The sequence below is a fragment of the Salinicola sp. DM10 genome, from assembly GCF_017306975.2.
In the GTDB taxonomy this organism is placed as follows: Bacteria; Pseudomonadota; Gammaproteobacteria; order Pseudomonadales; family Halomonadaceae; genus Salinicola.
The window spans coordinates 1,303,855-1,329,389 of record NZ_JAFLEN020000001.1 but is presented as its reverse complement, the minus strand read 5'-3'; the positions used below and the strand labels follow the sequence as shown (position 1 = coordinate 1,329,389).

Annotated in this window: 24 protein-coding genes; 16 read left to right on the top strand and 8 right to left on the bottom strand. The window is 67.3% G+C overall.

Translation table 11 applies throughout. The annotated features are described in order from the left end of the window. Nucleotides 1–410: 410 nt before the first annotated feature. From J0A90_RS05940 to tal, 13 genes are all read left to right on the top strand, one after another. Nucleotides 411–1,724 (top strand): sugar ABC transporter substrate-binding protein, encoded by a 1,314-nt coding sequence (locus tag J0A90_RS05940; protein ID WP_207032282.1) that lies wholly within the window; start codon nt 411–413, stop codon nt 1,722–1,724. 167 nt (nt 1,725–1,891) lie between these two features. Continuing rightward, the gene (locus J0A90_RS05935; protein ID WP_207032280.1) at nt 1,892–2,743 is read left to right on the top strand and encodes a carbohydrate ABC transporter permease; all 852 of its coding nucleotides are present in this window, start codon (nt 1,892–1,894) and stop codon (nt 2,741–2,743) included. A 13-nt stretch (nt 2,744–2,756) separates the two neighbouring features. Next, nucleotides 2,757–3,578, top strand: coding sequence for a carbohydrate ABC transporter permease (locus tag J0A90_RS05930; protein ID WP_207032278.1), 822 nt, complete (start codon nt 2,757–2,759; stop codon nt 3,576–3,578). Nucleotides 3,579–3,588: 10 nt separating this feature from the next. Next, entirely contained in the window at nt 3,589–4,734 is a 1,146-nt protein-coding gene (locus tag J0A90_RS05925; protein ID WP_207032276.1) for an ABC transporter ATP-binding protein, read from the top strand. Nucleotides 4,735–4,744: 10 nt separating this feature from the next. Beyond that, a complete protein-coding gene (locus tag J0A90_RS05920; protein ID WP_207032274.1) occupies nt 4,745–5,419 on the top strand; it encodes an HAD family phosphatase in 675 nt (224 codons plus the stop codon). A 100-nt stretch (nt 5,420–5,519) separates the two neighbouring features. Next, on the top strand, nt 5,520–6,302 hold the full coding sequence (locus J0A90_RS05915) for an L-iditol 2-dehydrogenase (RefSeq protein WP_207032272.1): 783 nt from the start codon (nt 5,520–5,522) through the stop codon (nt 6,300–6,302). 1 nt (nt 6,303) lies between these two features. Continuing rightward, the gene (locus J0A90_RS05910) at nt 6,304–7,308 is read left to right on the top strand and encodes a sugar kinase (RefSeq protein ID WP_207032270.1); all 1,005 of its coding nucleotides are present in this window, start codon (nt 6,304–6,306) and stop codon (nt 7,306–7,308) included. Next, entirely contained in the window at nt 7,305–8,606 is a 1,302-nt protein-coding gene (locus tag J0A90_RS05905; protein WP_233076527.1) for a D-tagatose-bisphosphate aldolase, class II, non-catalytic subunit, read from the top strand. The genes J0A90_RS05910 and J0A90_RS05905 overlap by 4 nt, the downstream gene beginning before the upstream one ends. 13 nt (nt 8,607–8,619) lie before the next feature. Beyond that, on the top strand, nt 8,620–9,369 hold the full coding sequence (locus J0A90_RS05900) for a GolD/DthD family dehydrogenase (protein ID WP_207032266.1): 750 nt from the start codon (nt 8,620–8,622) through the stop codon (nt 9,367–9,369). A 91-nt stretch (nt 9,370–9,460) separates the two neighbouring features. Then, nucleotides 9,461–10,252 (top strand): nucleoside triphosphate hydrolase, encoded by a 792-nt coding sequence (locus J0A90_RS05895; protein ID WP_370635734.1) that lies wholly within the window; start codon nt 9,461–9,463, stop codon nt 10,250–10,252. Nucleotides 10,253–10,373: 121 nt separating this feature from the next. After that, entirely contained in the window at nt 10,374–11,849 is a 1,476-nt protein-coding gene (locus J0A90_RS05890; protein ID WP_207032264.1) for a mannitol dehydrogenase family protein, read from the top strand. 45 nt (nt 11,850–11,894) lie between these two features. Further along, nucleotides 11,895–13,385 carry a xylulokinase gene (gene xylB / locus J0A90_RS05885; RefSeq protein ID WP_207032256.1) on the top strand — a complete coding sequence of 497 codons (1,491 nt, stop codon included), beginning with the start codon at nt 11,895–11,897 and terminating at the stop codon, nt 13,383–13,385. 112 nt (nt 13,386–13,497) lie between these two features. Then, entirely contained in the window at nt 13,498–14,454 is a 957-nt protein-coding gene (gene tal / locus J0A90_RS05880; protein WP_207032254.1) for a transaldolase, read from the top strand. A gap of 84 nt (nt 14,455–14,538) precedes the next feature. Here tal and J0A90_RS05875 read toward each other — a convergent pair whose 3' ends face one another. From J0A90_RS05875 to J0A90_RS05865, 3 genes are read right to left on the bottom strand one after another with little or no spacing between them, the layout of a single operon-like run. After that, a complete protein-coding gene (locus tag J0A90_RS05875; protein WP_233076526.1) occupies nt 14,539–15,630 on the bottom strand; it encodes a hydroxyacid dehydrogenase in 1,092 nt (363 codons plus the stop codon). 11 nt (nt 15,631–15,641) lie between these two features. Further along, nucleotides 15,642–16,955 carry an alpha-hydroxy acid oxidase gene (locus J0A90_RS05870; protein ID WP_233076524.1) on the bottom strand — a complete coding sequence of 438 codons (1,314 nt, stop codon included), beginning with the start codon at nt 16,953–16,955 and terminating at the stop codon, nt 15,642–15,644. Next, a complete protein-coding gene (locus tag J0A90_RS05865; RefSeq protein ID WP_207032252.1) occupies nt 16,952–17,590 on the bottom strand; it encodes a 4-carboxy-4-hydroxy-2-oxoadipate aldolase/oxaloacetate decarboxylase in 639 nt (212 codons plus the stop codon). The genes J0A90_RS05870 and J0A90_RS05865 overlap by 4 nt, the downstream gene beginning before the upstream one ends. A gap of 441 nt (nt 17,591–18,031) precedes the next feature. Between J0A90_RS05865 and J0A90_RS05860 the strand changes: the two genes are divergently transcribed. From J0A90_RS05860 to J0A90_RS05850, 3 genes are all read left to right on the top strand, one after another. Continuing rightward, nucleotides 18,032–18,991, top strand: a complete 960-nt coding sequence (locus tag J0A90_RS05860; protein ID WP_207032250.1) for a tripartite tricarboxylate transporter substrate binding protein — start codon at nt 18,032–18,034, stop codon at nt 18,989–18,991. A 92-nt stretch (nt 18,992–19,083) separates the two neighbouring features. Further along, complete coding sequence (locus J0A90_RS05855; RefSeq protein ID WP_207032248.1) at nt 19,084–19,545, top strand: tripartite tricarboxylate transporter TctB family protein; 462 nt, start codon at nt 19,084–19,086, stop codon at nt 19,543–19,545. A 3-nt stretch (nt 19,546–19,548) separates the two neighbouring features. Then, the gene (locus J0A90_RS05850) at nt 19,549–21,096 is read left to right on the top strand and encodes a tripartite tricarboxylate transporter permease (protein ID WP_207032246.1); all 1,548 of its coding nucleotides are present in this window, start codon (nt 19,549–19,551) and stop codon (nt 21,094–21,096) included. Between the two features lie 66 nt (nt 21,097–21,162). Here the strand turns inward: J0A90_RS05850 and J0A90_RS05845 are convergent, their stop codons facing one another. The 5 genes from J0A90_RS05845 to J0A90_RS05825 all read right to left on the bottom strand — a co-directional run bounded on the left by J0A90_RS05845 (nt 21,163) and on the right by J0A90_RS05825 (nt 25,331). Then, a complete protein-coding gene (locus J0A90_RS05845) occupies nt 21,163–21,846 on the bottom strand; it encodes a GntR family transcriptional regulator (protein WP_207032237.1) in 684 nt (227 codons plus the stop codon). A 127-nt stretch (nt 21,847–21,973) separates the two neighbouring features. Beyond that, a complete protein-coding gene (locus tag J0A90_RS05840; protein ID WP_207032235.1) occupies nt 21,974–22,969 on the bottom strand; it encodes an LLM class flavin-dependent oxidoreductase in 996 nt (331 codons plus the stop codon). A gap of 127 nt (nt 22,970–23,096) precedes the next feature. Further along, complete coding sequence (locus J0A90_RS05835; protein ID WP_207032233.1) at nt 23,097–23,834, bottom strand: hypothetical protein; 738 nt, start codon at nt 23,832–23,834, stop codon at nt 23,097–23,099. Between the two features lie 14 nt (nt 23,835–23,848). Continuing rightward, nucleotides 23,849–24,649 (bottom strand): SDR family oxidoreductase, encoded by an 801-nt coding sequence (locus J0A90_RS05830; protein ID WP_207032231.1) that lies wholly within the window; start codon nt 24,647–24,649, stop codon nt 23,849–23,851. Beyond that, nucleotides 24,636–25,331 carry a TenA family transcriptional regulator gene (locus J0A90_RS05825; protein WP_035474077.1) on the bottom strand — a complete coding sequence of 232 codons (696 nt, stop codon included), beginning with the start codon at nt 25,329–25,331 and terminating at the stop codon, nt 24,636–24,638. The genes J0A90_RS05830 and J0A90_RS05825 overlap by 14 nt, the downstream gene beginning before the upstream one ends. Nucleotides 25,332–25,535: the final 204 nt, after the last annotated feature.

Sequence of the window (25,535 nt, the reverse complement as noted above, 5' to 3'; positions counted from 1 at the left end):
CGCTGTAAACCCCTCCCTGGGCGCTACCTTTGCCATCCCTGGCAAAGGACCCTCGCTTTGCCCTACCCCCGGCGCCCATCATCGGCGGCTGGGAGATGAGCGCTAAGTACCGCCCCAAAGCGCTGCCTCCAAGTGCGGGATATAAGTACTGGATCTAAGTACCGCCACTGGCCGCTAGCGTTACCTCCAGGCGTGATTGACGAGGCTATAGACCATGGTCGATAGCCCTGATTCTGCGCGCATGTTCGATCTAGTTTCAATTAAATCAATGGTCTGCGAATTCGCCATGAGATCTTTGCCCAAAGTCTAAGGGCCAGAGGTTTGCTTTTCGCGGCAGGCGAAATGATCATTTGACTACGCTGTGAGTAGATTGATCAAAACAACGCCCGCCCTCGCTGAAGGAGCCCTCCATGCGCCCGATCTCCCTGATACCCGCTGCCGGTGTCGCGCTACTGACCTCGCTGGCCGCCCACGCCGAGACCATTACGGTGGCGACGGTCAACAACAATGACATGATCATCATGCAGGGGCTGACCGACGAGTTCGAAAAGGCCCACCCCGACATCAAGCTCGACTGGGTGGTGCTGGAAGAGAACGTGCTGCGTCAGCGCTTGACCACCGACATCGCCACCAACGGTGGCCAGTTCGACGTCATGACCATCGGCACCTATGAAGTGCCGATCTGGGCTCGTCAGGGCTGGCTGACCGCGCTCGACGATCTGCCCAAGGACTACGACGAGAACGATCTGCTCAAGCCGATCCGCGACGGCCTGAGCCAGAAGGGCAAGCTCTATGCGCTGCCGTTCTACGGCGAAAGTTCGATGATGTACTACCGCAAGGATCTGTTCGAGAAGGCCGGTATCCAGGTGACCGAGCAGCCGACCTGGAAGGAGGTGCGCGGTTGGGCCGACAAGCTCAACGATCCGGACAACGGCGTCTATGGCATCTGTCTGCGCGGCAAGCCGGGCTGGGGCGAGAACATGGCGTTCCTCTCCACGCTGGTGAACACCTACGGCGGGCGCTGGTTCGATGAGAAGTGGCACCCGGAGATCGACTCGCCGGCATGGAAGGAAGCGGTCTCGTTCTATGTCGACATGATGAAGCACGATGGCCCCCCGGGCGCCACCTCCAACGGCTTCAACGAGAACCAGGCGCTGTTCTCCAGCGGCAAGTGCGGCATCTGGGTCGACGCCACCTCGGCGGCGGGGCGCATCTTCGACCCCAGCGAATCCAAGGTCGCCGACGAACTCGGCTTCGCCCCGGCGCCGATCGCCAAGACCCCCAAGGGCTCGCACTGGCTGTGGTCCTGGGCCCTGGCGATTCCTGAATCGTCGCAGTCCAAGGACGCCGCCAAGACCTTCATCACCTGGGCGACCTCCAAGGGCTACGTCGACCTGGTCGGCGAGAAGAAGGGCTGGACCAGCGTACCGCCGGGCACGCGCAAGTCGACCTATGACAATCCCAAGTACCAGCAGGCTGCACCCTTCGCCGATTTCGTGCTCAAGGCGATCGAGACCGCCGATCCCACCGACCCGAGCGCCAAGCCGGTGCCCTACACCGGGGTGCAGTACGCCGATATCCCCGAGTTCCAGGCCATCGGCACCCAGGTCGGCCAGATGATCGCCGCCGCCCTGGCCGGGCAGCAGACGGTCGACCAGGCGCTGAGCAACGCCCAGCGCAGCGCCGACCGCACCATGCGTCAGGCCGGTTACTACAAGGATTGATCCGGTATAGGGACTGATCCGGCAGGACTAGGATCGTCCCGGCGCCCGCTCGCGGGCGCCATCGATTGTCACGGCGCGGCCCGCTCGAATCCGGCCGCGCTTCCCTCCCACGCTTACCGATGGGCCTAGCCATGCGTCATAGAGCTTCCGGTCGCACCGTAGGCGGAATGCGTTCGCTCCTGCTGCAGGCGCCCGCCGTCTCCCTGCTGCTGTTGTGGATGCTGGTACCGCTGTGCATGACGCTGTGGTTCTCGTTCCAGCGTTACAACCTGCTCAACCCGTTTATCTCCGGCTTCGCCGGGGTCGACAACTACACCTACCTGCTCACCGATCCGGCGCTGTGGACGGCGATGGGCAATACCCTGCTGCTGGTCGGCTGGGTGCTGGCGATCACCGTGGTCGGCGGCACGCTGCTGGCGGTGCTGTTCCAGCAGGAGTTCTTCGGCCGCGGCATCGCGCGCCTGCTGGTGATCGCGCCGTTCTTCATCATGCCCACGGTCAGCGCGCTGATCTGGAAGAACATGATGATGCACCCGGTCAACGGGGTGCTGGCATGGCTGTTCAACCTGTTCGGCTTCCAGGCGGTGGACTGGTTCTCGTCGCTGCCGCTGACCTCGATCATCATCATCGTGTCGTGGGAGTGGCTGCCGTTCGCCCTGCTGATCCTGCTCACCGCGATCCAGTCCCTCGATGACGATCAGGTCGAAGCGGCACGCATGGATGGCGCCGGGCCCATCGCGATCTTCTGGTTCATCACCCTGCCGCACCTGAAGCGGGCGATCAGCGTGGTGATCATGATCGAGATGATCTTTCTGCTCACGATCTTCGCCGAGATATTCGTCACCACCTCCGGCGGGCCGGGGCTGGCATCGACCAATCTGGCCTACCTGATCTATATCCGCGCACTGCTCGACTTCGATGTCGGCGGGGCGTCCGCCGGCGGCGTGATCGCCATCGTTCTGGCCAACATCGTGGCGATCTTCCTGATCCGCACCGTGGCCCGGCATCTCGAGACCTGAGGCGAGGTAGCGCATGCACTCTCCCATCACCAAGAAACTGGCGATCACGCTGCTGGCCTGGACCATCGCGCTGGTCGTGTTCTTCCCGATCTTCTGGATGATCCTCACCGGCTTCAAGACCGAGGGCGAAGCGGTGGCGACGCCGCCCAGCCTGTTCTTCGAGCCCACCCTGAGCGGCTACCACGAGGTCATGGCACGGGCCGACTACGTCAAGTTCGCCATCAACAGCGTGGTGGTGTCGCTCGGCTCGACCCTGCTGGCGCTGCTGATCGCGGTGCCGGCGGCCTACTCGATGGCGTTTCTGCCCACGCCGCGCACCCGCGGCACGCTGTTGTGGATGCTCTCGACCAAGATGCTGCCTCCGGTGGGTGTGCTGATGCCGATCTACCTGCTGTTTCGCGATCTGGGGCTGCTCGACAGCCTGAGCGGGCTGATCGTGATCTACATGCTGATGAACCTGCCGATCGTGGTGTGGATGCTCTACACCTTCTTCAAGGATGTGCCCAAGGACATCCTCGAGGCGGGACGCATGGATGGCGCCGGCACCCTGCAGGAGGTGCTCTATCTGCTGGTGCCGCTGACCCTGCCGGGGATCGCCTCCACCGGCTTGCTGTCGGTGATCCTGAGCTGGAACGAGGCGTTCTGGAGTCTCAACCTGACCACCTCCAGCGCGGCCCCGCTGACCGCCTTCATCGCCTCGTTCTCGAGCCCCGAAGGGCTGTTCTGGGCCAAGCTCTCCGCCGCCTCGACGATGGCCATCGCGCCGATTCTGATCCTGGGCTGGATGACCCAAAAGCAGATGGTTCGCGGTCTGACCTTCGGCGCCGTCAAATAAGGAATGCATCATGGCAACGCTCGAACTCAACAATATCGTCAAGGACTTCGCCGGCACGCAGGTCATCAAGGGGGTCGACCTGGAGGTCAAGGATCGCGAGTTCGTGGTCTTCGTCGGCCCCTCAGGCTGCGGCAAGTCGACCCTGTTGCGCATGATCGCCGGGCTGGAGAGCGTCTCCAGCGGTGACATCCTGATCGACGGCCAGCGCATGAACGAAGTGGGCCCGGCCGAACGCGGGCTGTCGATGGTGTTCCAGAGCTATGCGCTCTACCCGCACATGACCGTCGAGGACAACATGGGCTTCAGCCTGCGCCTGGCCAAGGTGCCCAAGGCCGAACGGCGTGAAAAGGTGCTCGAGGCGGCGCGCATCCTGCAGCTCGAGAACCTGCTCGAGCGCAAGCCCAAGGCGCTCTCCGGCGGCCAGCGTCAGCGCGTGGCGATCGGCCGCGCGATCGTGCGCAACCCCAGCATCTTCCTGTTCGACGAGCCGCTCTCCAACCTCGACGCCGCGCTGCGGGTGCAGATGCGCATCGAGCTGGCGCGTCTGCACGAAGAGCTCGACGCCACCATGATCTACGTCACCCACGATCAGATCGAGGCGATGACCATGGCCGACAAGATCGTGGTGCTGCAGGGCGGCATCGTCGAGCAGGTGGGCTCACCGATGGAGCTCTACCACCACCCGCGCAACCGCTTCGTCGCCGGCTTCATCGGTTCACCGAAGATGAACTTCATCGATGTCGAGGTGCGCGACGCCCGCGCTGAGGGCGTCTCGGTGCGCCTGCCCGGTGGCGGCGAGTACGCGGTACCGGTGGACGGCAGCGGCTGCCAGGCCGGCGATACCCTGAGCCTGGGCATTCGCCCCGAACACCTGGTGCTAGACGACGCCGGCCCTTTGGAGGGCGAGATCACGGTGATCGAACGCCTCGGCGGGGTCACCTCACTCTACGTGCAGTGCCATGGCGAGGAGTGGATTCTGGTCACCGACGGTGAAGTCGCCCACCGCGTGCGCGACAGCGTGCGCTTCGGCTTCGCCCCGGCGCGGGCGCATCTGTTCGCGGACGATGGCCTGGCCCTGAGCCACCTCGAGCGCCACCCGCTGGTCGATGTCGAGCGGCGCCAGAACCGCGCCTCGACCGCTGCCGATGCGTCCTGAGGAGGGTGGCATGGGGTTACTGATTTTCGACTGCGATGGGGTGCTGGTCGACAGCGAGACCATCGCCGAAAGCGTGCTGCACGAGCAGCTCGCGGCTTGGCTGCCGGACCTGGCCGCCGAGCACGAGCTGCGCGGTGCGCTGGGCATGACCACGGCGGGGATCCTGGCCCATCTGGAGGGGCTCAGCGTGCATCAGCTGCCGCCGGATGCGCTGCTCAGCATCGATGCGGCCATCGAACGTAGGCTGGCCGGCGAGCTCAAGGCGATCGCCGGCATCAGCGAGGCGATCGACGGTCTCGATCTGCCGCTGGCGATCGTCTCCAACAGCCGCCGCGCGCGGGTGCTCGCCTCGCTCTCCCACACCGGGCTCGACACGCGGCTGGGGGCAGCGCCGCTGTTCACCGCCGAACAGGTGGCGCGACCCAAGCCGGCGCCGGACGTCTATCTGCTGGCGGCGGAAACGCTCGCCACCGCGCCGGCCGACTGCCTGGTAGTGGAAGACAGCGTCTCCGGGACCCGCGCCGCCTGTGCCGCCGGGATGACGGTCATCGGTTTCACCGGTGCCAGCCATATCGACGCCGGGCACGCCGAACGGCTGCGCGACGCCGGGGCCTGGGCAACGCTCGAGCACATGACCGGGCTCGGCGAGCTGGTCGCCCGCTGGCAGCGCTGGCGCGCCGCCTGAGCGGGCCATCCACGCCCGCTTCATCAAAGGCTGTCTATCAGAGACTGGCTATCAAAGATTGGGCTATCAACGACTGCGTGATCAACACAGGAATATTGCGATGAAACTCGATAGGCGCACGGCAGTGGTGACCGGTGGGGCCCGTGGTATCGGACTGGCGATCGTCAGCCGCTATCTGGAAGAGGGCGCTCGGGTAGCGATCGCCGATATCGATCTCGCCGCCGCGGAACAGGCCGCGGAGACGCTGGCCGCGCGTCACGGTGATGCGGTGATGGCGGTGCGTCTGGATATCTGCAGCAGTGAATCGCGTACGGCGATGATCGAGGCGGTCCAGGCGCGCCTGGGGCCGATCGACATCCTCGTCAACAACGCTGCGGTATTCGACATGGCGCCGGTGCTCGAGGTCAGCGAGGCGAGCTATGACAAGCAGTTCGCGGTCAACGTCAAGGGTACCTTCTTTACCCTGCAGGCGGTGGCGGCGCACATGGTCGAGCGCGGTGAAGGCGGCAAGATCATCAATATGGCGTCCCAGGCCGGGCGCCGCGGCGAGGCGCTGGTGAGCATGTACTGTGCCACCAAGGCCGCGGTGATCAGCCTGACCCAGTCCTGCGGGCTCGACCTGATCAAGCATGGTATCAATGTCAACGGCATCGCCCCGGGGGTGGTCGACACCCCGATGTGGGACGAGGTCGATGCCCTGTTCGCCCGCTACGAGGGGCGCCCGCTGGGGGAGAAGAAGCGTCTGGTGGGCGAGGCGGTGCCCTACGGCCGCATGGGGCGCCCGGAGGATCACGTGGGCGCGGCGGTGTTCCTGGCCAGTGCCGACAGCGATTACGTGGTGGCGCAGACGCTCAATGTCGATGGCGGCAACTGGATGAGCTGACATGTCTGATGCCAAGCCCACCTTCGACATCGTCACCGCCGGGGAGCTGCTCGCCGAGTTCGTCGCCGAGCGCCGCGGCCAGCGCTTCACCGAGGCGGGGCGCTTTCTCGGCCCCTTTCCCAGCGGGGCGCCGGCGATCTTCGCCTCCCAGGCGGCACGCATGGGCGCCCGGGTCGCCTACGCCGGCTGCGTCGGGGCGGATGGTTTCGGCGAGTTGATCCGTGAACGCCTGATCGGCGATGGCATCGATATCGGTGCCGTCGCCTGCGATCCCGAGCGCCCCACCGGCACCGCCTTCGTGCGCTACCGCGATGACGGCGAGCGCGACTTCGTGTTCAACCTGGCGCACAGCGCGGCGGCGCGCCTGGCGCTGGACGAAGCCGGGCTCGCCCGGCTCGCCGATACCCGCTACCTGCACGTGATGGGCTCTTCGCTCACCTCGTCGGCGGCGATCGCGCTGATCGATGCCCTGGTCGAGCGGGTCCACGCCCGCGGCGGGCAGGTCAGCTTCGACCCCAATATCCGCCCGGAGCTGATGCGCGACCCGGCCAGCCGCGAGGCGGTCCTGCGCCGGGTCGACGACTGCGACATCTTCCTGCCCAGCGAGGCCGACATCGCCTGGCTGGGGCGGGGAGAGGGCCAGGGCGCGGTTCAGAGCGAGAGCGAGGGTGAAACGGAGGCCGATACCGTGGCCCGGCTGCTGGCGACCAAGCGCCTGTCGCTGCTGGTGCTCAAGCGCGCCGAGCGTGGCAGCGAAGCCTTCCGTGCCGATGAGCACCAGCGCGTGGGCGCCTTCAGCGTGACCGAGAGTGACCCCACGGGGGCCGGAGACTGCTTTGGCGGGGCGCTGATCGCCGCACTCGCCGCCGGCGATTCGCTCACTCGCGCCCTGACCCTGGCCAGCGCCGCCGGCGCCCACGCGGTGACCCGGATAGGCCCCATGGAGGGGGCCAGCGACCGCACCACCCTCGACGCCCTGATCGCATCCCATGGAGATCTCACATGAGTGGCCATCTGCTCGACGCCATCGTCGCCGCCAACCGCGCCGGGCGGCCCAGCGGTATCTATTCTGTCTGCTCGGCGCATCCGCTGGTGCTCGAGGCGGCCTTCGACCGTGCTCTGGCCGATGGCTCGCCGCTGCTGATCGAGGCGACCTGCAACCAGGTCAACCAGGAGGGCGGCTATACCGGCCAGACCCCCGAAGACTTTCGCGCGCGGGTGGTGGCGATCGCCACGCGACGCGGGTTCGACCCGGCCCGCCTGATCCTGGGCGGTGACCACCTGGGCCCCTCGCCGTGGCAGCACCTGCCCGCCGCCGAGGCGATGGCACGCGCCGAGACGCTGGTCGCGGCTTACGCCGCGGCGGGCTTCACCAAGCTGCATCTGGACGCCAGCATGGGCTGTGCCGACGACCCCGCGGCGCTCGACGATGCCGAGATCGCGGCGCGCGCCGCGCGCCTGTGTCACGCCGCCGAGGCCGCTGCCGGTGGGCGCCGCAATGAGCTGCGCTATGTGATCGGTACCGAGGTGCCGACCCCCGGCGGTGCCCATGAGCGACTCGAGGGTGTGGCGGTCACCACCACCGCCGATCTGGCCAGCACGCTGGCGGTTCACGCCGCGCGCTTCGCCGATGAGGGGCTCGACGACGCCTGGCGCCGGGTACGCGGCGTGGTGGTGCAGCCGGGCGTGGAGTTCGGCCACGCCGAGGTGGTCGATTTCGACCCGGCCGGTGCCCGGGCGCTGAGCCAGGCGATCCTCGACTGGCCCGATCTGGTGTTCGAGGCGCACTCCACCGACTACCAGACGCCGGCGGCCTACCGCGCGCTGGTCGCGGGGCACTTCGCCATTCTCAAGGTCGGCCCCGCGCTGACCTTCGCCATGCGCGAGGCGCTGTTCGCCCTGGCCGCCATCGCCGCCGAGACCCCGGGTATCGAGGCGCCGGATCTGGACGCTGCGGTCGAGCGGGCGATGCTCGACGAGCCGCGCTACTGGCGCGCCTACTACCCCGGCGACCCTGCCGAGCAGCGTTTCGCCCGGCGCTACAGCCTGAGCGACCGCATTCGCTACTACTGGGGCGTGCCCGCGGTCGCGGCCACACTGGAGTCGCTGTTCGCGGCGCTGGAAGCGCATCCGCTGCCACTGCCGTTGATCAGCCAGTACCTGCCCGATGCGTATCGGGCGATCCGCGTCGGCCGGTTCGCCCCCGAGCCGCGCGCGCTGGTGCGCTGGCATATCGAGGGCACGCTCGACGCCTACGCCCGCGCCTGCCAGGACACCGCCGATGCTCCCGCGTGCGATTCATGATGAGGATGATGCCATGACCCAGGTGCAGTTCGACTTCAGCGCCAGCGTGGTGATGATCACCGGGGCGGCCAACGGCATCGGGCGTGAGCTCGCCCAGCGCTTCGCCGCCGCCGGCGCCAGTCTGGTGCTGGTCGACAAGCAGGCCGAGATCGAGACCGTGGCGGCGGGACTGGCAGGCGAGCCCCTGGCCGCGGTGCTCGACATCACCGACGAGGCCGCTGTCGAGGCGCTGGTCGAACGCGCCGTGGCGCGATTCGGGCGTATCGACGTGCTGATCAACAACGCCGGTATCGGCCCTCTGGCGGCGGCCGAGGCGATGGAGACCGCGCTGTGGGACGCCACCCAAGCGGTCAACCTGCGCGGGGTCTTCTTCGGCTGCCGCGCGGTGGGGCGGCAGATGCTGGCGGCGGGCTACGGGCGCATCGTCAATCTTGCCTCCCAGGCCGCGAGCGTCGGGCTCGAAGGGCATCTCGCCTACTGCACCAGCAAGTCCGGCGTGCTCGGGCTGACCCGCACGCTGGCGCTGGAGTGGGGGCCGCGCGGGATCACCGTCAATGCGGTGTCGCCGACCGTGGTCGACACCGAGCTGGGGCGCTACGGCTGGGCCGGCGAGAAGGGCGAACGGATGAAGGCGCTGATCCCCACCCGGCGCTTCGCCACCCCGGCCGAGATCGCCCACGGGGTGATGTTCCTGGCCTCGCGGGAGGCGGCGATGATCAACGGCGCCGATCTGCGCATCGACGGCGGCTACACCGCCTGCTGATACGTCAGCGAATGGCCTGCTGATACGTCATTGACGGACCCATACGTCATCACATCAGGTCATCACATCATCTACGCAGAGGAGCAGACGCATGTCGATCACGCCTGACGCCAATGGTTCGGCGCTGCCCATGTCGCCATCGCTCGAAGTGATGGCCGAGCGCGTGCTGGCGGCTTCCCGCGCCGAGCGGCGCACCCTGGTCGCCATCGCCGGGCCGCCGGCGGCGGGTAAGTCGACCCTCGCCGAGGCGCTGTGCGCGCGCATCGATGCGCTGCGTCCGGGCTATGTCGCGCTGGTGCCGATGGATGGCTACCACTTCGACAACGCGGTGCTGATTCCCCAGGGTCGACTCGACATCAAGGGCGCACCGGAGACCTTCGATGTCGCCGGGCTGAGCCACGACCTGGCCAGGCTGCGGCGCGACGATGGCCCGGTGGCGGTACCGCTGTTCGACCGCCCGCTGGACCTGGCCCGGGCCGGTGCGCGACTGATCCAGCCCGGCCACCGGCTGGTGCTGGTCGAAGGCAACTATCTGCTGCTCGACCGCGCGCCCTGGCGGGCGCTGCGCTCGTTCTTCGACCTCACGCTGTTCATCGAGGTGCCCGACGCGGTGCTCGTCGAACGACTGCTCCAGCGCTGGCACGACCTCGGCCAGGATGCGGCGGAGGCGGCCAGGCGTACCCATGCCAAGGACATGCTCAACGCCCAGCTGATCAAGGCCCACTCGGTGGCGCCGGACTGGCACTGGCACTTTCTGGCCGGCACGTCGGACGCGCCCGAGACCTTGGGCGCGCCAGCTATCGCTGATTCGTCCGATACCGCGGGTTCAATCGATACCGCGGGTTCAAGCAGAGTCTCGGATTCACCCGGCCCCGCTGGCTGACGCCGAAGCGTCGATTCATCCCGAGCCCGCGTCGCGCGGGCCACACCCATGCTCAAGCCCCAGCGCCGCCGGGCGCGCGGCAACACGGATACAGGCCATGGCCGGCCCAAGGAGACCCCCGATGACCGCACTCAACCAAGCCAATCTGACCCAGCTCGATGCCGCCGTGGCGACCCCGAGCTATGCGCGTGATCGGGTCACGCCGGGTATCGTCCACTTCGGCGTGGGTGGCTTTCACCGCGCCCACCAGGCGATGTACCTCGACACCCTGATGAACCTCGGCGAGGCGCTCGACTGGGGCATCGTCGGGGTCGGAGTGATGCCGGGCGACAAGCGCATGCAGGCAGCGCTGGCGGCTCAGGACCACCTCTATACGCTGGTGGTCAAGCACCCCGACGGCGAGTACCAGCCGCGGGTGATCGGCTCGATCGTCGACTATCTCTACGCCCCGGACGATATCGAGGCGGTGCTCGAGACCCTGGCCGATCCGCGTATCCGCATCGTGTCGCTGACGGTCACCGAGGGCGGCTACAACTTTCACCATGTCACCGGCGAGTTCGATCTCGACAACCCCGATGTGCAGCACGACCTGGCCTCGCCGCAGACGCCGCGGACCACGTTTGGCATCGTCATCGAGGCGCTGGCGCGGCGTCGGGCGCGTGATATCGCGCCGTTCACGCTGACGTCCTGCGACAACATCCAGGGCAACGGCGAAGTCGCGCACAAGATGTTCGTCGCCTATGCCCGCGCCCGCGATCCCGAACTCGGTGCCTGGGTCGAGGCCGAGGTGCGCTTCCCCAACTCGATGGTCGACCGCATCACGCCGGTCACCACCGCCGCCGACATCGACGAGATCGCCGAGCGCTTCGGCCTCGAGGATCGCTGGCCGGTGGTGTGCGAGCCCTTCACCCAGTGGGTGCTGGAGGATCATTTCAGCCTCGGCCGGCCGGCCTTCGAGACGGTCGAGGTGCAGGTGGTCGAGGACGTCATTCCGTATGAATTGATGAAGCTGCGTCTGCTCAACGCCAGCCATCAGGCGCTGACCTACTTCGGCTATCTGGCAGGCTACCGCTACGCCCATGAGGTGTGTCAGGATCGAACCTTCGTCGATTTCCTGCTCGCCTACATGGATCGCGAGGCGACGCCGACGCTCTCACCGGTGCCGGGGGTCGATCTCGACGCCTACAAGCACACTCTGATTGCGCGTTTCGCCAATCCGGAGATCAAGGACACCCTGGCGCGGCTCTGCGCGGAGAGTTCGGATCGCATTCCCAAGTGGCTGGTGCCGGTGATCCGTGAGCGGCTGGCCCAGGATGGCGATATCCGCCTCAGCGCGGCGGTGGTCGCCAGCTGGGCGCGCTATGCCGAAGGGGTCGACGAGCAGGGCGCGCCGATCGAGGTGGTCGACCGGCTCAAGGAGTCGCTGATGGCGATCGCCCAGCGCAACCGCGACGAACCCACGGCGTTCATCGAGAACCGCCAGCTGTTCGGCGATCTGGCCGACGACCCACGCTTTCGCGCGGCCTATCTCGACGCCCTGGAACGGCTGCACCGCGACGGCGCCCGCGCCTGCGTCGAGCACCTGATCGGCGCCTGATACGCGATACCCCGGACCCGCGACAACACAGACAAGGAAACCAGCATGTACATCGGCGTGGATTGCGGCACTCAGAGCACCAAGGTGGTGCTGGTCGACGGTGCGGACGGGCGGATCGTCGGTGAGGCGTCGCGACCTCACGCGCTGGATCAGGGCGACAACGGGCGCCGGGAGCAGCGCGTCGAGAGCTGGACCGACGCCTTTCGTGGCGCCCTCGACGAAGCCCTGGCGCAGGCCGGGGTCAACGGCCGCGCGGTGCGCGCGATCGGTATCTCCGGCCAGCAGCACGGCATGGTGGCGCTGGATGCCGCGGGCGTGGCGGTGCATCCGGCCAAACTCTGGAACGATACCGAGACCGCGGCCTGGAACGCGGATCTGATCGAACGGCTCGGCGGCGAGGCGGGCTGTCTCGACAAGCTGGGCCTGGTGCTGCAGACCGGTTACACCGCCTCCAAGGTCGCCTGGCTGCGCGAGACCCATCCCGAGGCCTACGCGCGCATCGCCACGCTGCTGCTGCCGCACGACTATCTCAACTTCTGGCTCACCGGCGAGCGCGTGGCCGAGGCCGGGGACGCCTCCGGCACCGGCTACTTCGACACCCGAACCCGCCAGTGGCGCCACGATGTGTTCGCGACCATTGCCCCGGAGCTCGACCCGGCGCAGGTGCTGCCGCGACTGATCGACTCGCGCGAAGCGGCTGGCACGGTGCGCCCCGAACTCGCCCGTGAGCTGGGCCTGGGCGAGGACGTGCTGGTCGCCAGCGGCGGCGGCGACAACATGATGGGCGCGATCGGCACCGGCAACATCGTGCCCGGTCGGGTGACCATCAGTCTCGGCACCTCGGGCACCATCGCCGTGCACTCGCCGGAGCCGGTGGTGCCCGACAGTGCCATGGTGGCCAACTTCTGCGCCAGCCACGCCGGCTGGTTGCCGCTGATCTGCACCATGAACGTGACCTCCGCCACCACCACCATCAGGGAGCTGGTGGGGCTCGATATCGCCGGCTTCAATCGCGCGGTCGAGAGCGCCGAACCGGGCGCCGGCGGTGTCACCCTGCTGCCGTTCTTCAGCGGCGAACGGGTACCGGCGCTGCCCCAGGCCCACGCCAGCCTGCATGGCCTCACCAGTCTCAATACGCGCCCCGCCAACCTGTGTCGGGCGGCGGTGGAGAGCGCCACCTTCGGTCTGCGTTACGGGCTCGAGCTGCTGGGGCCGCTGGCCGATCAAGCGACCCAGGTGCGCCTGGTCGGCGGTGGCGCCAAGAGCGCAGTGTGGCGCCAGATCGTCGCCGACGTGCTGGATGTCGAGGTGGTGTGTCCGGTAGTGACCGAAGCCGCCGCGTTCGGTGGTGCGATTCAGGCGCGCTGGTGCGACCGGCGCGATGCTGACATCGATCTCGCCGCGCTGTGCCAGGCCTGGGTGGCGCTGGACGAGACCACGCTGACGCGGCCGCGCCCCGAGGTGGTGGCGCGTTATCACACCCTCTATCGCCACTATCGCGAGACCTTGGCGGCGCAGTATGCGATCGCCGACTGAGCCTGCCGGATCGAGGTGTGATGACCCGGCGAGCCCGGCGGATCAGTGTTATCCTTTAGGGATTGGGATTGCGAAGGGGTGCAATCCACACATCAAGACGATGGAGCGATTCATGACACAGCAGCTCGACTCTCTCAAACAGCTTTCCATGGTCGTGGCCGACACCGGCGATCTCGACGCCATCCGGCGCTATCAGCCGCACGATGCCACGACCAATCCGTCTTTGATTCTCAAGGCCTTCGATCTCGACGGCTATCAGGACCTGATCGACGAGACCCTGGCCGCGGTGAAGTCCGAGGTCTCCGACCCCGATGCGCGCATCGAAGAGGCGGTCGACCGGCTGTCGGTGGCGATGGGTACCGAGATCACCAAGATCGTACCGGGGCGCGTCTCCACCGAAGTCGCGGCCAAGCTCTCCTTCGATGAAGCGGCCAGCATCGACAAGGCTCATCACCTGATCTCGCTCTACGAGAAGCAGGGGGTCTCCAAGGATCGCGTGCTGATCAAGCTCGCTTCCACCTGGGAAGGCATCCGTGCCGCCGAGAAGCTCGAGAAGGAGGGCATCAACTGCAACCTGACGCTGCTCTTCTCCGATGCCCAGGCGCGCGCCTGCTTCGAGGCCGGTGTGTTCCTGATCTCGCCCTTCGTGGGTCGCGTCACCGACTGGTACAAGAAGTCCACCGGTACCGAATCCTACGCCCCGGACGAAGACCCGGGGGTCAAGTTCGTGCGCGGTGTCTGCGACTACGCCAGCCGCTACGGCTACCAGACCGTGGTGATGGGGGCCAGCTTCCGTAACACCGACCAGATCCTGGCGCTGGCGGGCTGCAACCGCCTGACCATCTCGCCGGCCCTGCTGGAAGAGCTCTCCTCCACCGAAGGTGAGGTGACGCGCAAGGTCACCGATCAGAGCGATCGTGCCGAGCATCCGGGCCGGATCAGCGAAGCCCAGTTCCGCTGGGAGCACAACGAAGACGCCATGGCGACCGAAAAGCTCGCCGAAGGCATTCGCAACTTCGCCGCCGACCAGAAGAAGCTGGAAGGGCTGCTGGCCAAGCGTCTCGCCTGATACGCCTCTCGGTTGCTCGTGCTAGACCCCAACACCCGGCCATGTGCCGGGTGTTTTGCTATGTGCGTGGCTAGGGTGGCGGGTTCACTGCTCCAGTATTCGCCGGTAGCGCTCGGCATAGCGTGGCCAGGCCTCGGGGTTGAGCAGGCGTGGCGGTACCTGGCCATCCAGAGTCGCGATCAGTTGCTCCGCCGCCCAGGTGGCGATGTTGCGCCGCGCTTCGTACGTCACCCCGGCGGTGTGGTAGGTCGCCATGACGTTGGGCAGTTGCAATAGCCGGTGGTCCCGCGGCGGTGGCTCGACGTCCCAGACGTCGATGCCGGCGCCGGCCAGATGCCCGCTCTCGAGGGCTGCCGTCAGCGCCGCTTCCGAATGGATGCCGCCGCGCGCTGTGGTGATGAACAGCGCCCCCGGCTTCATCGCAGCGAAGGCGTGCGCGTCGAAGAGATCGAGGGTGTCGGCCTGGCGCGGGCAGTGCAGCGAGACGATATCCGCCTCGGCCAGCAGCACCGCCAGCGTCACCGGGCGCGCGCCGCGTTGGCGAATCGTCTCGGCGTCGAGCAGCGGGTCATGGGCGATCACGTCCAGGCCGAAGGCGCGCGCCAGCTCGGCGACACGCCGGCCGATATGGCCGATCCCCACCAGCCCCAGGGTCTTGCCGTAGAGCTCTCGACCCATCAGATCCTCACGCGAGAACTCGCCGCCGCGGCGCAGGCGATGATCGCTCTCGGCAAGGCGCTTGTTGACGCCGAGCATCAATCCGAGGGTGTGCTCGGCGACCGACTGGGCGTTGGCGCCCGCCTGATTCATGACCAGCACGCCGGCCCGGGTGCACGCCTCGACGTCCACGGTGTCGTAGCCGGAGCCGGAGGTCGAGACGCACAGCAGGTTGGGCGTGTGGGCCAGGAGTGTTTCGTCGGCGAACCAGCGGGCGGGAGTTTCATCCTTGGCCGAGGAGACCTGATAGGCATGGGCCTGGCGCAGGGTGTCGGCGTGATCCTCGGGGGCGCTGGCCACGGGAAGGGTGGTCAGGGCGATATCCGGGCGGTCGGCATAGCGCTGCTGCATCGAGACGTCGTACCACACGTCGAGCCGGAACACCGAGCGGTGACCAGCGCGTGGCCCGGCCGGTGATGACGATGACACGAGTGGGGTGAGTTCGGGGTGCTGGGTCAAGGCTGGGTCCTCTATGGCTGATCATGAAGTGGGCGGTCGGTGTGGGGCTCGCGGGCGCACGTTGCGGTGGGCTGGGCCAGGCCGCGCTCGCCCAGCAGCGTCAGCGCGGCCAGGTGATCGCGGCCTAGCTGATCCAGCCGGGTGATACCCAGCAGCGCCATGTCACGCCGGATTTCGGCGGTCATGAGGTCGATGGCGTGGGCCACGCCCGCCTCGCCGCCCACGGCGGCGGCATAGGCGAAGGGGCGGCCGATGAAGACGAAGGCGGCCCCCAGCGCCAGGGCCTTGAGCACGTCGGTGCCGCGCCGAAAGCCGCTGTCGATCATGACCGGCAGATTACCGGCGGCGGCGAGGATGCCCGGCAGCGCGCGCAGCGGTGAGAGGGCGCCGTCCAGCTGGCGGCCGCCGTGGTTGGAGACGATCAGCGCATCCACACCGAGCGCCCTGGCCCGGGCGGCGTCCGCGGGATGCAGCACGCTCTTGAGCACCAGGCGACCCGGCCAGTGTTCGCGAATGAACGCGAGATCGTCCCAGTTCAGGTGGCCGCGGTCGGAGATATCGCGATTGACATGGGGTGAGAAGATCGGCGCGCCGCGCGTGACGTAGTTGTTCTCGAAGTGGGGCATGCCGTGTCGCATCAGCGTGCGCAGGAAGGTGTCGCACAGCCAGCCGGGATGCGAGAGCCCATCCCAGGCGAGCCCGAGCGAAGGTTTCAGCGGCGAGGAGAAGCCCGCCCGGCGGAGATTGTCCGGGTTGGTCGCGACCGGCGTATCCAGGGTGATCACCAAGGTGGTGAAGCCCGCGGCCTGGACCCGTGCTATCAGCGCCCCGATGGCCTCCCGGCCGGCGGGGAGATAGGCCTGGAACCAGGTCGATTCGCCTTGGCCGCCGAGGGTTTCCATGCGGATCAGCGATGAGCCGCTCATGATCATGGGAATGCCCGCGGCGCGTGCCGCGTCGGCCAGCACCACATCCGCTCGATAGGCCCACAAGGCGCCCAGCCCCATCGGCGCGATACCGAAGGGCGAGGCCATCGGCAGGCCCAGCAGCGTCGTCTCCTGGCTGACCCGGGAGACATCCACCAGGACGCGTGGCACCAAGCCGTAGTCGTCGAAGGCGTCACGATTGGCCTGGAACGCGCGGCCATCCTCCGCCGAGTTGGCGATATAGGCGAAGATCGCCCGCGGCAGGTAGCGCCGCGCGGCCGCCTCGAAGTCGTGCAGATTGTGCAGGCGTGCCAGCCGCCGCTGCACCAGAGCGTGACGCACCCGCGCGGAGAGCGACAGGGGGCTCTCCCTCGGCCCGGCCGGCGAGGTCGGCCTCACTGCAGGCCGAGCCGCGCGAGGGTGCCGCGCAGGTCGAGCAGGTCCAGCGTGCTGGCGCCTCGCTCCAGCTCGCGCCGGAAGGCCTCCTCTTTCTCTTCGCGGGCCTGGGCGGCGGTGACGACCGCATCGAGCTCAGCGGCCGCGACCACCACCACGCCATCACGATCGCCGACCACGAGGTCGCCGGGGCGAATCGAGACGCCACCGCAGACGATGGTGTGGTTGACCTTGCCGGACTGGTGCTTGTGGGTGCCCTTGATCGAGAGGCCGCGGCAGAACACCGGAAAGCGGGAGTCGATGATCGCATCGGCGTCGCGCACCATGCCATCGATGATCAGACCACGGATGCCCGCCAGGCTGGCGGCCAGGGTCAGGATGTCGCCCCAGGGGCCACCTTCGCTGAAGCCCTTGGCATCGACCACCAGCACGTCCCCCGGTTTCGCCTGGGAGATGGCGTAGTGGATCAGCAGATTGTCGCCGGGAGCGCAGTCGACGGTCAGGGCTCTGCCGGCCAGTCTCAAGGTGGGGTCGAGCGGCTTGATGCCGCAGTCCATGGCACCGCGTTGGCCCTGGGCTTCGTGCAGCGTTGCGCTGCCCAGGGTCTTCAGCGTCTCCAGCGTGGCTTGCGAGGTCATATCGTCTTCCCATCGTTCTGGTGGATAGTTCTGGTGGATAGTTCTAGTGAACAGCCCTAGTGAACAGTCCTGGTGAAAGGTCCTGATGAAAAGCGTCTGGGGGCCAGTCGTCGTGGCTCGATCGGCGATGGGGCGTACTCATCCCGGTTAGTACAATAAAAAAACAATATTTAGGGTCTGTCTATCCGAGATCCGTTTTTTCAATACGAGACAAAAGTCTAATGATTATGAATTTCAATAATAAACAATCACTTGTTGGGTTTTCTGAGCGCCGGTTCGGCATCGACGAAATCGACGCTTGAGGCGGGGTGTCCGCTATGGTTCGATGATTTTGTTTTTATGAAAGAACAATAACGGTGGGGTGCTCGACGGCTCTCTGCCAGCGCACCGCGCCAGGCCAGGTCGCGACGAACGACCCTGGCGGTCAACCAGGAGAAGCCAATGAAGCCCGGCAAGAAGACCCGAACACTCGCCATCGCCGCCCTCGTGCTGACACCGCTGTCGGCCATGGCGGATTATCCCGAGCGTGCCGTCCAGATGATCGTGGCGTATTCCGCTGGGGGCGGCACCGATATCGCTGCCCGCACCCTGGTGCCCTACATCGAGAAAGCCCTGGGCGCCGACATCACCGTGATCAACCGGCCGGGGGCCGGTGGCGAGGTGGGCTTCACGGCACTCGCCAACGCCCAGCCCGACGGTTACACCATCGGCTTCATCAACACGCCCAACGTGCTGACCATCCCCATCGAGCGCAAGACGCGCTATACGCTGGCCGACTTCCAGCCGGTAGCGAGCGTGGTCGACGATCCCGATGGCTTCAATGTGGCGCCGGACAGCCAGTTCGACTCGCTGGCGGCGCTGGTCGACTATGCCAAGCAGCATCCCGGTGATATCACCTACGGCACCACTGGGGTCGGTTCTGACGATCATCTGGCGGCGCTGGCGCTGGAACGTCAGGCGGGCATCGAGATGACCCACGTGCCGTTCCCCGGCGCGGCCGATGTGCGCCAGGCGCTGATGGGCGGGCATATCGACCTGGGCATCTTCAACATCGGAGAGGCGGCGTCCGACGTGAAGGCCGGGCGGGTCAGAATGCTCGCCCAGGCCGCCGCGCAGCGCTCGAAGGAGCTGCCCGACGTGCCGACGACCGCCGAGGCGGGTTACCCGCTGATCATCGGTTCCAACCGCGGCATCGCCGTGCCCGCCGGCGTGCCGGGGCCGATCGTCGACAAACTCTCCAGCGCCATCGCGACCGCGATGCAGGACGAGGACTTCCGCAAGGCGGCCGCGCAGCAGTCGCTGCCGCTCGACTATCAGAATCCGACCACCTATCAGCAGACGCTCGAGGATCTGCAGGTGCGCTTCCAGGCGCTGTGGAACGAGTCGCCCTGGAGTGATTGACGCCCCCGGCGGGGCAATCGCTCCGCCGCCTGCCTCCCGCTCCGGGCTCGGCCCTGGCTCGGGAGTCGTCACTTTGGAGAGGAGTGCACACCATGCGTCAAGCCACGCTGGAGACGAGTGTCGCCCTGGCCGGGGCGGTGCTCAGCGGCTGCGGGCTCTGGCACGCGCTGAGTTTCACCCGTGACTCGGCCTATCTGCCCACGGCGGTGATGAGTCTGCTGACCTTGCTGCTGCTGGTGTGGGGGATTCGCGCGGCCTGGTCGCTGCGCCAGGCAGGCAGCGACACGCTGCGCTTTGCCCCGGGTCATGCGCGGCGGTTTCTCACCCTGCTGGCGACCTCCGTCGCCATGATCGCCATCGCCCCCAGGCTGGGTTTCGCCACCACCTTCTTGTTGTTCGTACCAGTGAGCGGATGGCTGCTCGGCTATCGCCAGGGCAAGTGGCTGGTGACGACCGCGATCCTCTTTTCACTGCTGATCTATCTGATCTTCCAGATCGTGCTCGACAGACCGCTGCCGCCGGAGCTGGCGCTGCGTCTGGTGACCGGGAGCTAAGCCATGTGGGATTCGATTCTTGCCGCCTTGCCGCTGCTGTTCTCGCCGGCCGTACTGCTGGCGATGGCCGGCGGCACCACCATCGGCGTGCTGATCGGTGCGCTACCCGGGCTTTCCGCCACCATGGGGATCGCCGTGCTGATCCCGCTGACCTTCACCATGCAGCCGCTGGTGGCGTTGGGGATGATGGCCGGGATCTACAACGGGGCGATGTATGGCGGGGCGATTCCCGCCATTCTGCTGCGCATTCCCGGCACGCCCGCGGGGATCGCCACGGTGTTCGACGGCCACCCCATGGCGCAGAAGGGGCAGGGGCTCGAGGCGATGAAGATCGCGCTGGTGTCCTCGGCGGTCGGCGGTTCGATCAGCGCGCTGGCGCTGCTCTTTCTCAGCCCGCCGCTGGCAGCCATGGCGCTCAAGTTCGGCCCCGTCGAAATCTTCTGGCTGGCGATCTTCGGGCTGGCGGCGATCGCCGTGCTGCTGAGCGATGCCCCGATCAAGGGGCTGATCAGTGCCTGTATCGGTCTGGTGATCGGCATGGTGGGTATCGATTCGATGACCGGCAACGAGCGCTTCACTTTCGATGTCATGGAGCTGATGGGCGGCATCGACATCCTGGTGCTTTTGACCGGGCTCTATGCCATTCCGCCGGCACTGACCCTGGCGCAGGAGGCGCTGCTGCTGAGTCGCAGCAGTGGCGGCAGTGGCAAACGCACGCACAGCGGTATTGGCTGGCGACGCCTGCTGCCGACCTGGGTGCGCGCCTCGACCATCGGGGTGATCGTGGGGATCATTCCCGGCACCGGCGGCAACATCGCCGCCATGCTGTCGTGGAACGAAACCCGGCGCGTGGCCAAGGACAAGTCGCGCTTCGGCAAGGGGGCGCCGGAGGGCGTGGCGGCGGCGGAGTGCGCCAACAACGCCGACAACGCCGCCTCGCTGATCCCTGCCCTGACCCTGGGCATCCCCGGCAGCAGCGTATCGGCGGTGATCCTGGGCGGGCTGCTGGTGCACGGCATGCTACCGGGGCCGGAGCTGTTCACCCGCTCGGCGCCGGTGACCTACGGTTTCATCCTGGCCATGCTGGTGACGTCGATCATGCTGTTCGTGATCGGCAGGCTGGGTGCGCGGCTGTTCATCAACGTGATGTACATGCCGGCGCTGCTGCTGGCGCCGATCATCATCGCTTTGACCACCATCGGCGTCTATGCGATCAACAACAGCCTGTTCGATGTGTGGCTGATGCTGGCGTTCGGGGTTATGGGCTGGGGCATGGAGCGTCTGGGAATTCCGCTGGCACCGGCGGTGCTGGCGGTCATTCTGGGGCCGGTGGCGGAATCCAGCCTGCGTCGGGCGATGCTGATCGGGCACCATCAGGTGGGGTTTCTGTTCTCCAGCACCATCGCCATCGTCATGGTCACGCTCATCGTGCTGACGATCCTGGTGCCGCTGGTTCGGCGCCTGCTGACGCACTACCGTGGGCGGCCGTCGAAGCTGGCCATGGCGGCCGATCCGCAGCGGGCGCGTCGCCACATGGAGCCGGAACCCTGACTTGGCGGCGCCAAGACACGCCAAGACACAACCAGCGTGACGCGCCGCCGGGAAGCCGGCGACGCGTCACGCTTCCTCGGCGGCGTTGTCGGGTTCTCCTTGCTCCCGCGCCGACTGCCGGGCCATGAAGGCGCAGTAGGCCATGCGCAGGTGCACCCGCATCAGGTCCTCGGCGTAGCGCGCCTCGCGTCGCTCGATCGCATCGATGATGTCGCGGTGCTGCTGCATCGAGCGCTGCATCTCGGTCTCGGAGTAGAGATAGTAAGACCCCACCGTGATCGGCGAATCGACCAGCATCCTGACCATCCGGCTGAGCTGAACCGAGCCCGCCGCGCTCAGGATGACCTGATGGAACAGCTGGTTCTCGCTCTGGATGCTGAACAGATACTTGTCGGGCTGCTCCCGGTAGAGCCCCTCGATGACGCTGGCATGGTGGCGCAAGCGCGCGATCTGCTCCGGCGTCGCGCGGCTGGCGGCCAGCCTGGCGGCACGTGACTCCAGCAGGATGCGCAGCTCGTAGATATCGACGATATCGTCCTGCTGCCACGGCGAAACGAACGAGCCACGACCTTTCTGGTGATAGATCAGACCATCGTCGGCGAGGCGCTGGATGGCTGCCCGTACCGGTGTGCGGCTGACCGAGAGCATGTCGGCAAGGTGGGCCTCCTTGATCTGCATGTCCGAGGAGAGCTCCCCGGACATGATCTGTCGTCTCAGGATCGTGTAGACCCGGTCTGTGAGCTTGGTCATGCGCCCCGGCTACCTCGATAGGGATATCGTATCGTCCCGTGGCCCGACCCGCAGGCGGGACCCGAAGACGATCCGACGATACTACCCAAGAGACGCCATGGGCGCGAGAAGGGCCCCCGCCGAGGCTTCAGGCGCTTTTCCATACCTCGGCCAGAATCTCGTAGGAGCGCACCCGGTCGGTGTGGTCGTAGCAGTCGGTGTTGACCATGATCTCGTCGGCACCGGTGGCGTCGAGCAGCGCGTCGAGCTGACGGCGCACGCTCTCTGGGCCACCGACCACGGCGGCGCCGAGGTTCTGCGACACCGCGGCCTCTTCCTGGGGCAGCCAGTCGAGCCGCTCGACCGGCGGCCGTGTGCGGGTGCTCTTGCCGCGGATCAGGTTGAGGAACTTCTGCTGTTGGGTGGTGGCGAGGAAGCGCGCGCGCTCGTCGCTTTCCGCCGCGATCAGCGGAATGCCGATCATGGCGTGGGGGGCATCGAGCACGCCGGGCTGGAAGCCCTCGCGATAGAGGTGCAGGGCTTCGCGCATGTAGCCGGGGGCGAACTGGCCGGCGAAGGCGAACGGCAAGCCCAGGCGTGCGGCGAGCTGGGCGCTGTAGCCGCTGGAGCCGAGCAACCAGATGGGCACGTGGGTGCCCTGGCCGGGGATTGCGCGCACGCGCTGGCCCGGGGTGGCGTCGCCGAGATAGCGGCGCAGCTCGTCGAGGCGCTCGGGGAAGTCGTTGACCCCGGCATAGGGGTCGCGGCGCATCGCCTGCATGGTCACACCGTCCGAGCCCGGGGCGCGACCCAGGCCCAGGTCGATGCGGCCGGGGTAGAGCGTCTCCAGCGTGCCGAACTGCTCGGCCACCACCAGCGGCGGATGGTTGGGCAGCATGATGCCGCCGCTACCCACGCGGATCGTCGACGTGGCGCCGGCGACGTGGCCGATCAGCAGGCTGGTCGCGGCGCTGGCGATGCCATCGATGTTGTGGTGCTCGGCCAGCCAGTAGCGGTTGTAGCCCAGGCGCTCGGTCTGCTGGGCGAGGTCGACGGTATGGCGGAAGGTCTCCGCCGGGGTGCCGTCGAGGGTGATCGGTGCCAGGTCCAGCACCGAAAGCGGAATGTCGGCCAGTCGTGACATGGGACTCCTCGATCGTAAACGGCGGGCGAGTTTCCTTAGCGCCCTCATGATTACCATCATGAGGGCGCCCATCACGATTGCAAGCGCGGTCCGCGCGATCCGCGCCGGCAACTCACTCAGGCAGGGATCAGCTCTTCAATTGACTCATCAGCTTCTGAATATCCTGACGCCGGCCGGCATCGGCGCTCTCGCGACCGGGGCGGGGAGCGGCGGCCAGCGCTTTCTGCAGCGCCTGGCGGGCCTTTGCGTCATCGCCCTGGTCGTGCAGGAAGTCGGCCCAGAAATAGTTGCTGTCGATGCCGTCGGGGTTGATCGCCAGCCCCTTCTGTAAGAGCTCACGCGCCTTGTCGTCGTCGCCGAAGGCGATCGGCCAGCCGGGTACCTTGTGATAGAGCGTGCCCAGACTGGTATAGGCCGAGCCATTCAGCACCTGGGGGTCGATGGCCAGGGCCTTCTCGAACTGCTGACGCGCCTCCTTGACCTGGGAGAGCGCACTGAGGCCGCCGCCGGCGCCGGCTTCGGAGGCGCGGATGATACCGGCCCAGGTGTGCAGCTCGGCGCTCTGCGGGTGCGCGGCGACCAGGGCGGTGGCGCGCTTGTAGAGCTGGTCGAAGGCGTCCTCGCGGCGCGATTCCGGCAGTTGGTAGCTGATGTTGGCCCAGCGGCTCTGCAGTTCGTGCAGGCCGGCGGCCACCGATGTGGCGGCAGCGGCGGGGGCCGCCTGCGCTTCGGCCACGGGGGTGGCGAGCAGGCTGGCGCTGCCGCTCAGGCCGAGCAGCAGTGCCAGGGCCAGCGGGCGCCAGCCACGGGAGCGCGAACGAATGCCGGCGTGAGCGACGATGGGGGTGAACGAAGCGGGTGTCATGGTGACCTCACGAATCAGGAAGAGGGCGTCGAGACGCGACGCGCGTGGCGCTGGATGATCGGCAGGCGCTTCTTGAGCGCGCGGTCGACCATTCCGGGCAGCAGACCGTTGAGACGGACCAGCAGACACTCGGGCCAGCCCAGCTGACGTTCGCGGGTACGTTTCTCGATGCTCGAGACGATCGCCGCGGCCACCGCCTCCGGGGCGTCGACGGCGTTGCCGAGCGCGGCGTTGAGCGAATCCGCGGCGGCACTGTTCATGCCGGTGCGGGTCGCCCGCGGGGCGATGTGCAGCACCGCCACCGGGGTGTCGGCGAGCTCGCGGCGCAGCGCCTGGCTGAAGCCGCGCAGGGCGAACTTGGTGGCACAGTAGGTGGCGTAGCCCGGATGGCCGATGGCGCCGAAGGCCGAGCCGACGTTGACGATCCAGGCGCGGTCGTGGTGCAGCAGGCGCGGCAGCAGCGCCTGGGTCAGCAGCAGGGTGGCGGTGACGTTGAGCTCGACCATGGCACTGATGGCCGCCGGGGCCTGCTCCTCGAACAGGCCGAACTGGTTGCTGCCGGCGGCGTTGATCAGCATGTCGATGCGTGCCTCGCTGGCGGCATCGACCACGCGGCGGCGCTCTTCCGTTTGGGCGAGATCCGCTTTGAGCACGTGGATGCGGTCCGGTGCCAGCGCCGCCAGGCGATCCAGGCTCGGCTGGTTGCGCCCGACGATCAGCAGCGTGGCACCGGCCTCGGCGAGTTCGGCCACCAGTGCGCCGCCGATACCGCCGCTGGCACCGGTGACCAGGATGCGGCGATCAGACCAGCGCATCGGCGAGTACCTCGCTGGTGTGGGCGTCGCCCGCGGCCTGGCCGAGGGTCCGGAACATCGCGCCGTAGAGGCGGTAGACCATGTTGGCGGTATCGATCACCGCCTGCAGGTCCTGGGCCGACTCGATGCGGTTGATCTGCTCTTCGAAGAACGCCAGGTGGCCGATGTCGAGGCTGCCGTGGGACTCCAGGTAGCGGAAGGCATCGGCGGGCAGGCCGGCGCCGTCGCGCATCTTCTCCGCCGCCTGGGTGGCGATGGCGGTGCTGGTGCCTTCGAGTACCTGAACCATGCCGAAGAAGCCGATCGGGTTGCCGTGTTCGATCACGTCGCGCACGTAGCTCACCATCAGCTCGGTGGCCGGCGCCGGGCGCCCGGCGGCGACCGCGTCGGCGTCGCCGCCGAGGGCGCGAATGTCGTCCAGAATCCACGCCTGGTGGCCGTACTCTTCCTCGATGTACTCGACCAGCGCGCCGCGCAGCCACTCCAGGCGCTCGGGCAGGCGCGCGCCGCAGGCCATCATCAGCGGCACCGTGTACTTGACGTGGTGGTAGGCCTGGGTGAGGAAGGCCTGATAGGTGGCGCGATCGATGTCACCGGCCAGGGCGCGGCGGATCACCGGCGTGTCCAGCAGCCACTGGCGCTGTTCGGCGGTTTGCTGCTGCAGGGTCTGATACGGGGTCATGGCGTTCTCCATGGCGGCCTTGCTGGCCGCATGATGGACAGGGGTGGTGCGAGTCGAGGCGTCGTGCGTCGATTTCGCGGATGTCGTGTCTTGAAGCGTCGTGTCTTGAAGCGTCGTGTCTTGAAGCGTCGGGTCTGCGTGCGTTGAAGCTTCTGGCGTCGAAGGCGGGTGAGACATGGGCGGCTCTCCTCGAGCGGGTTGCGG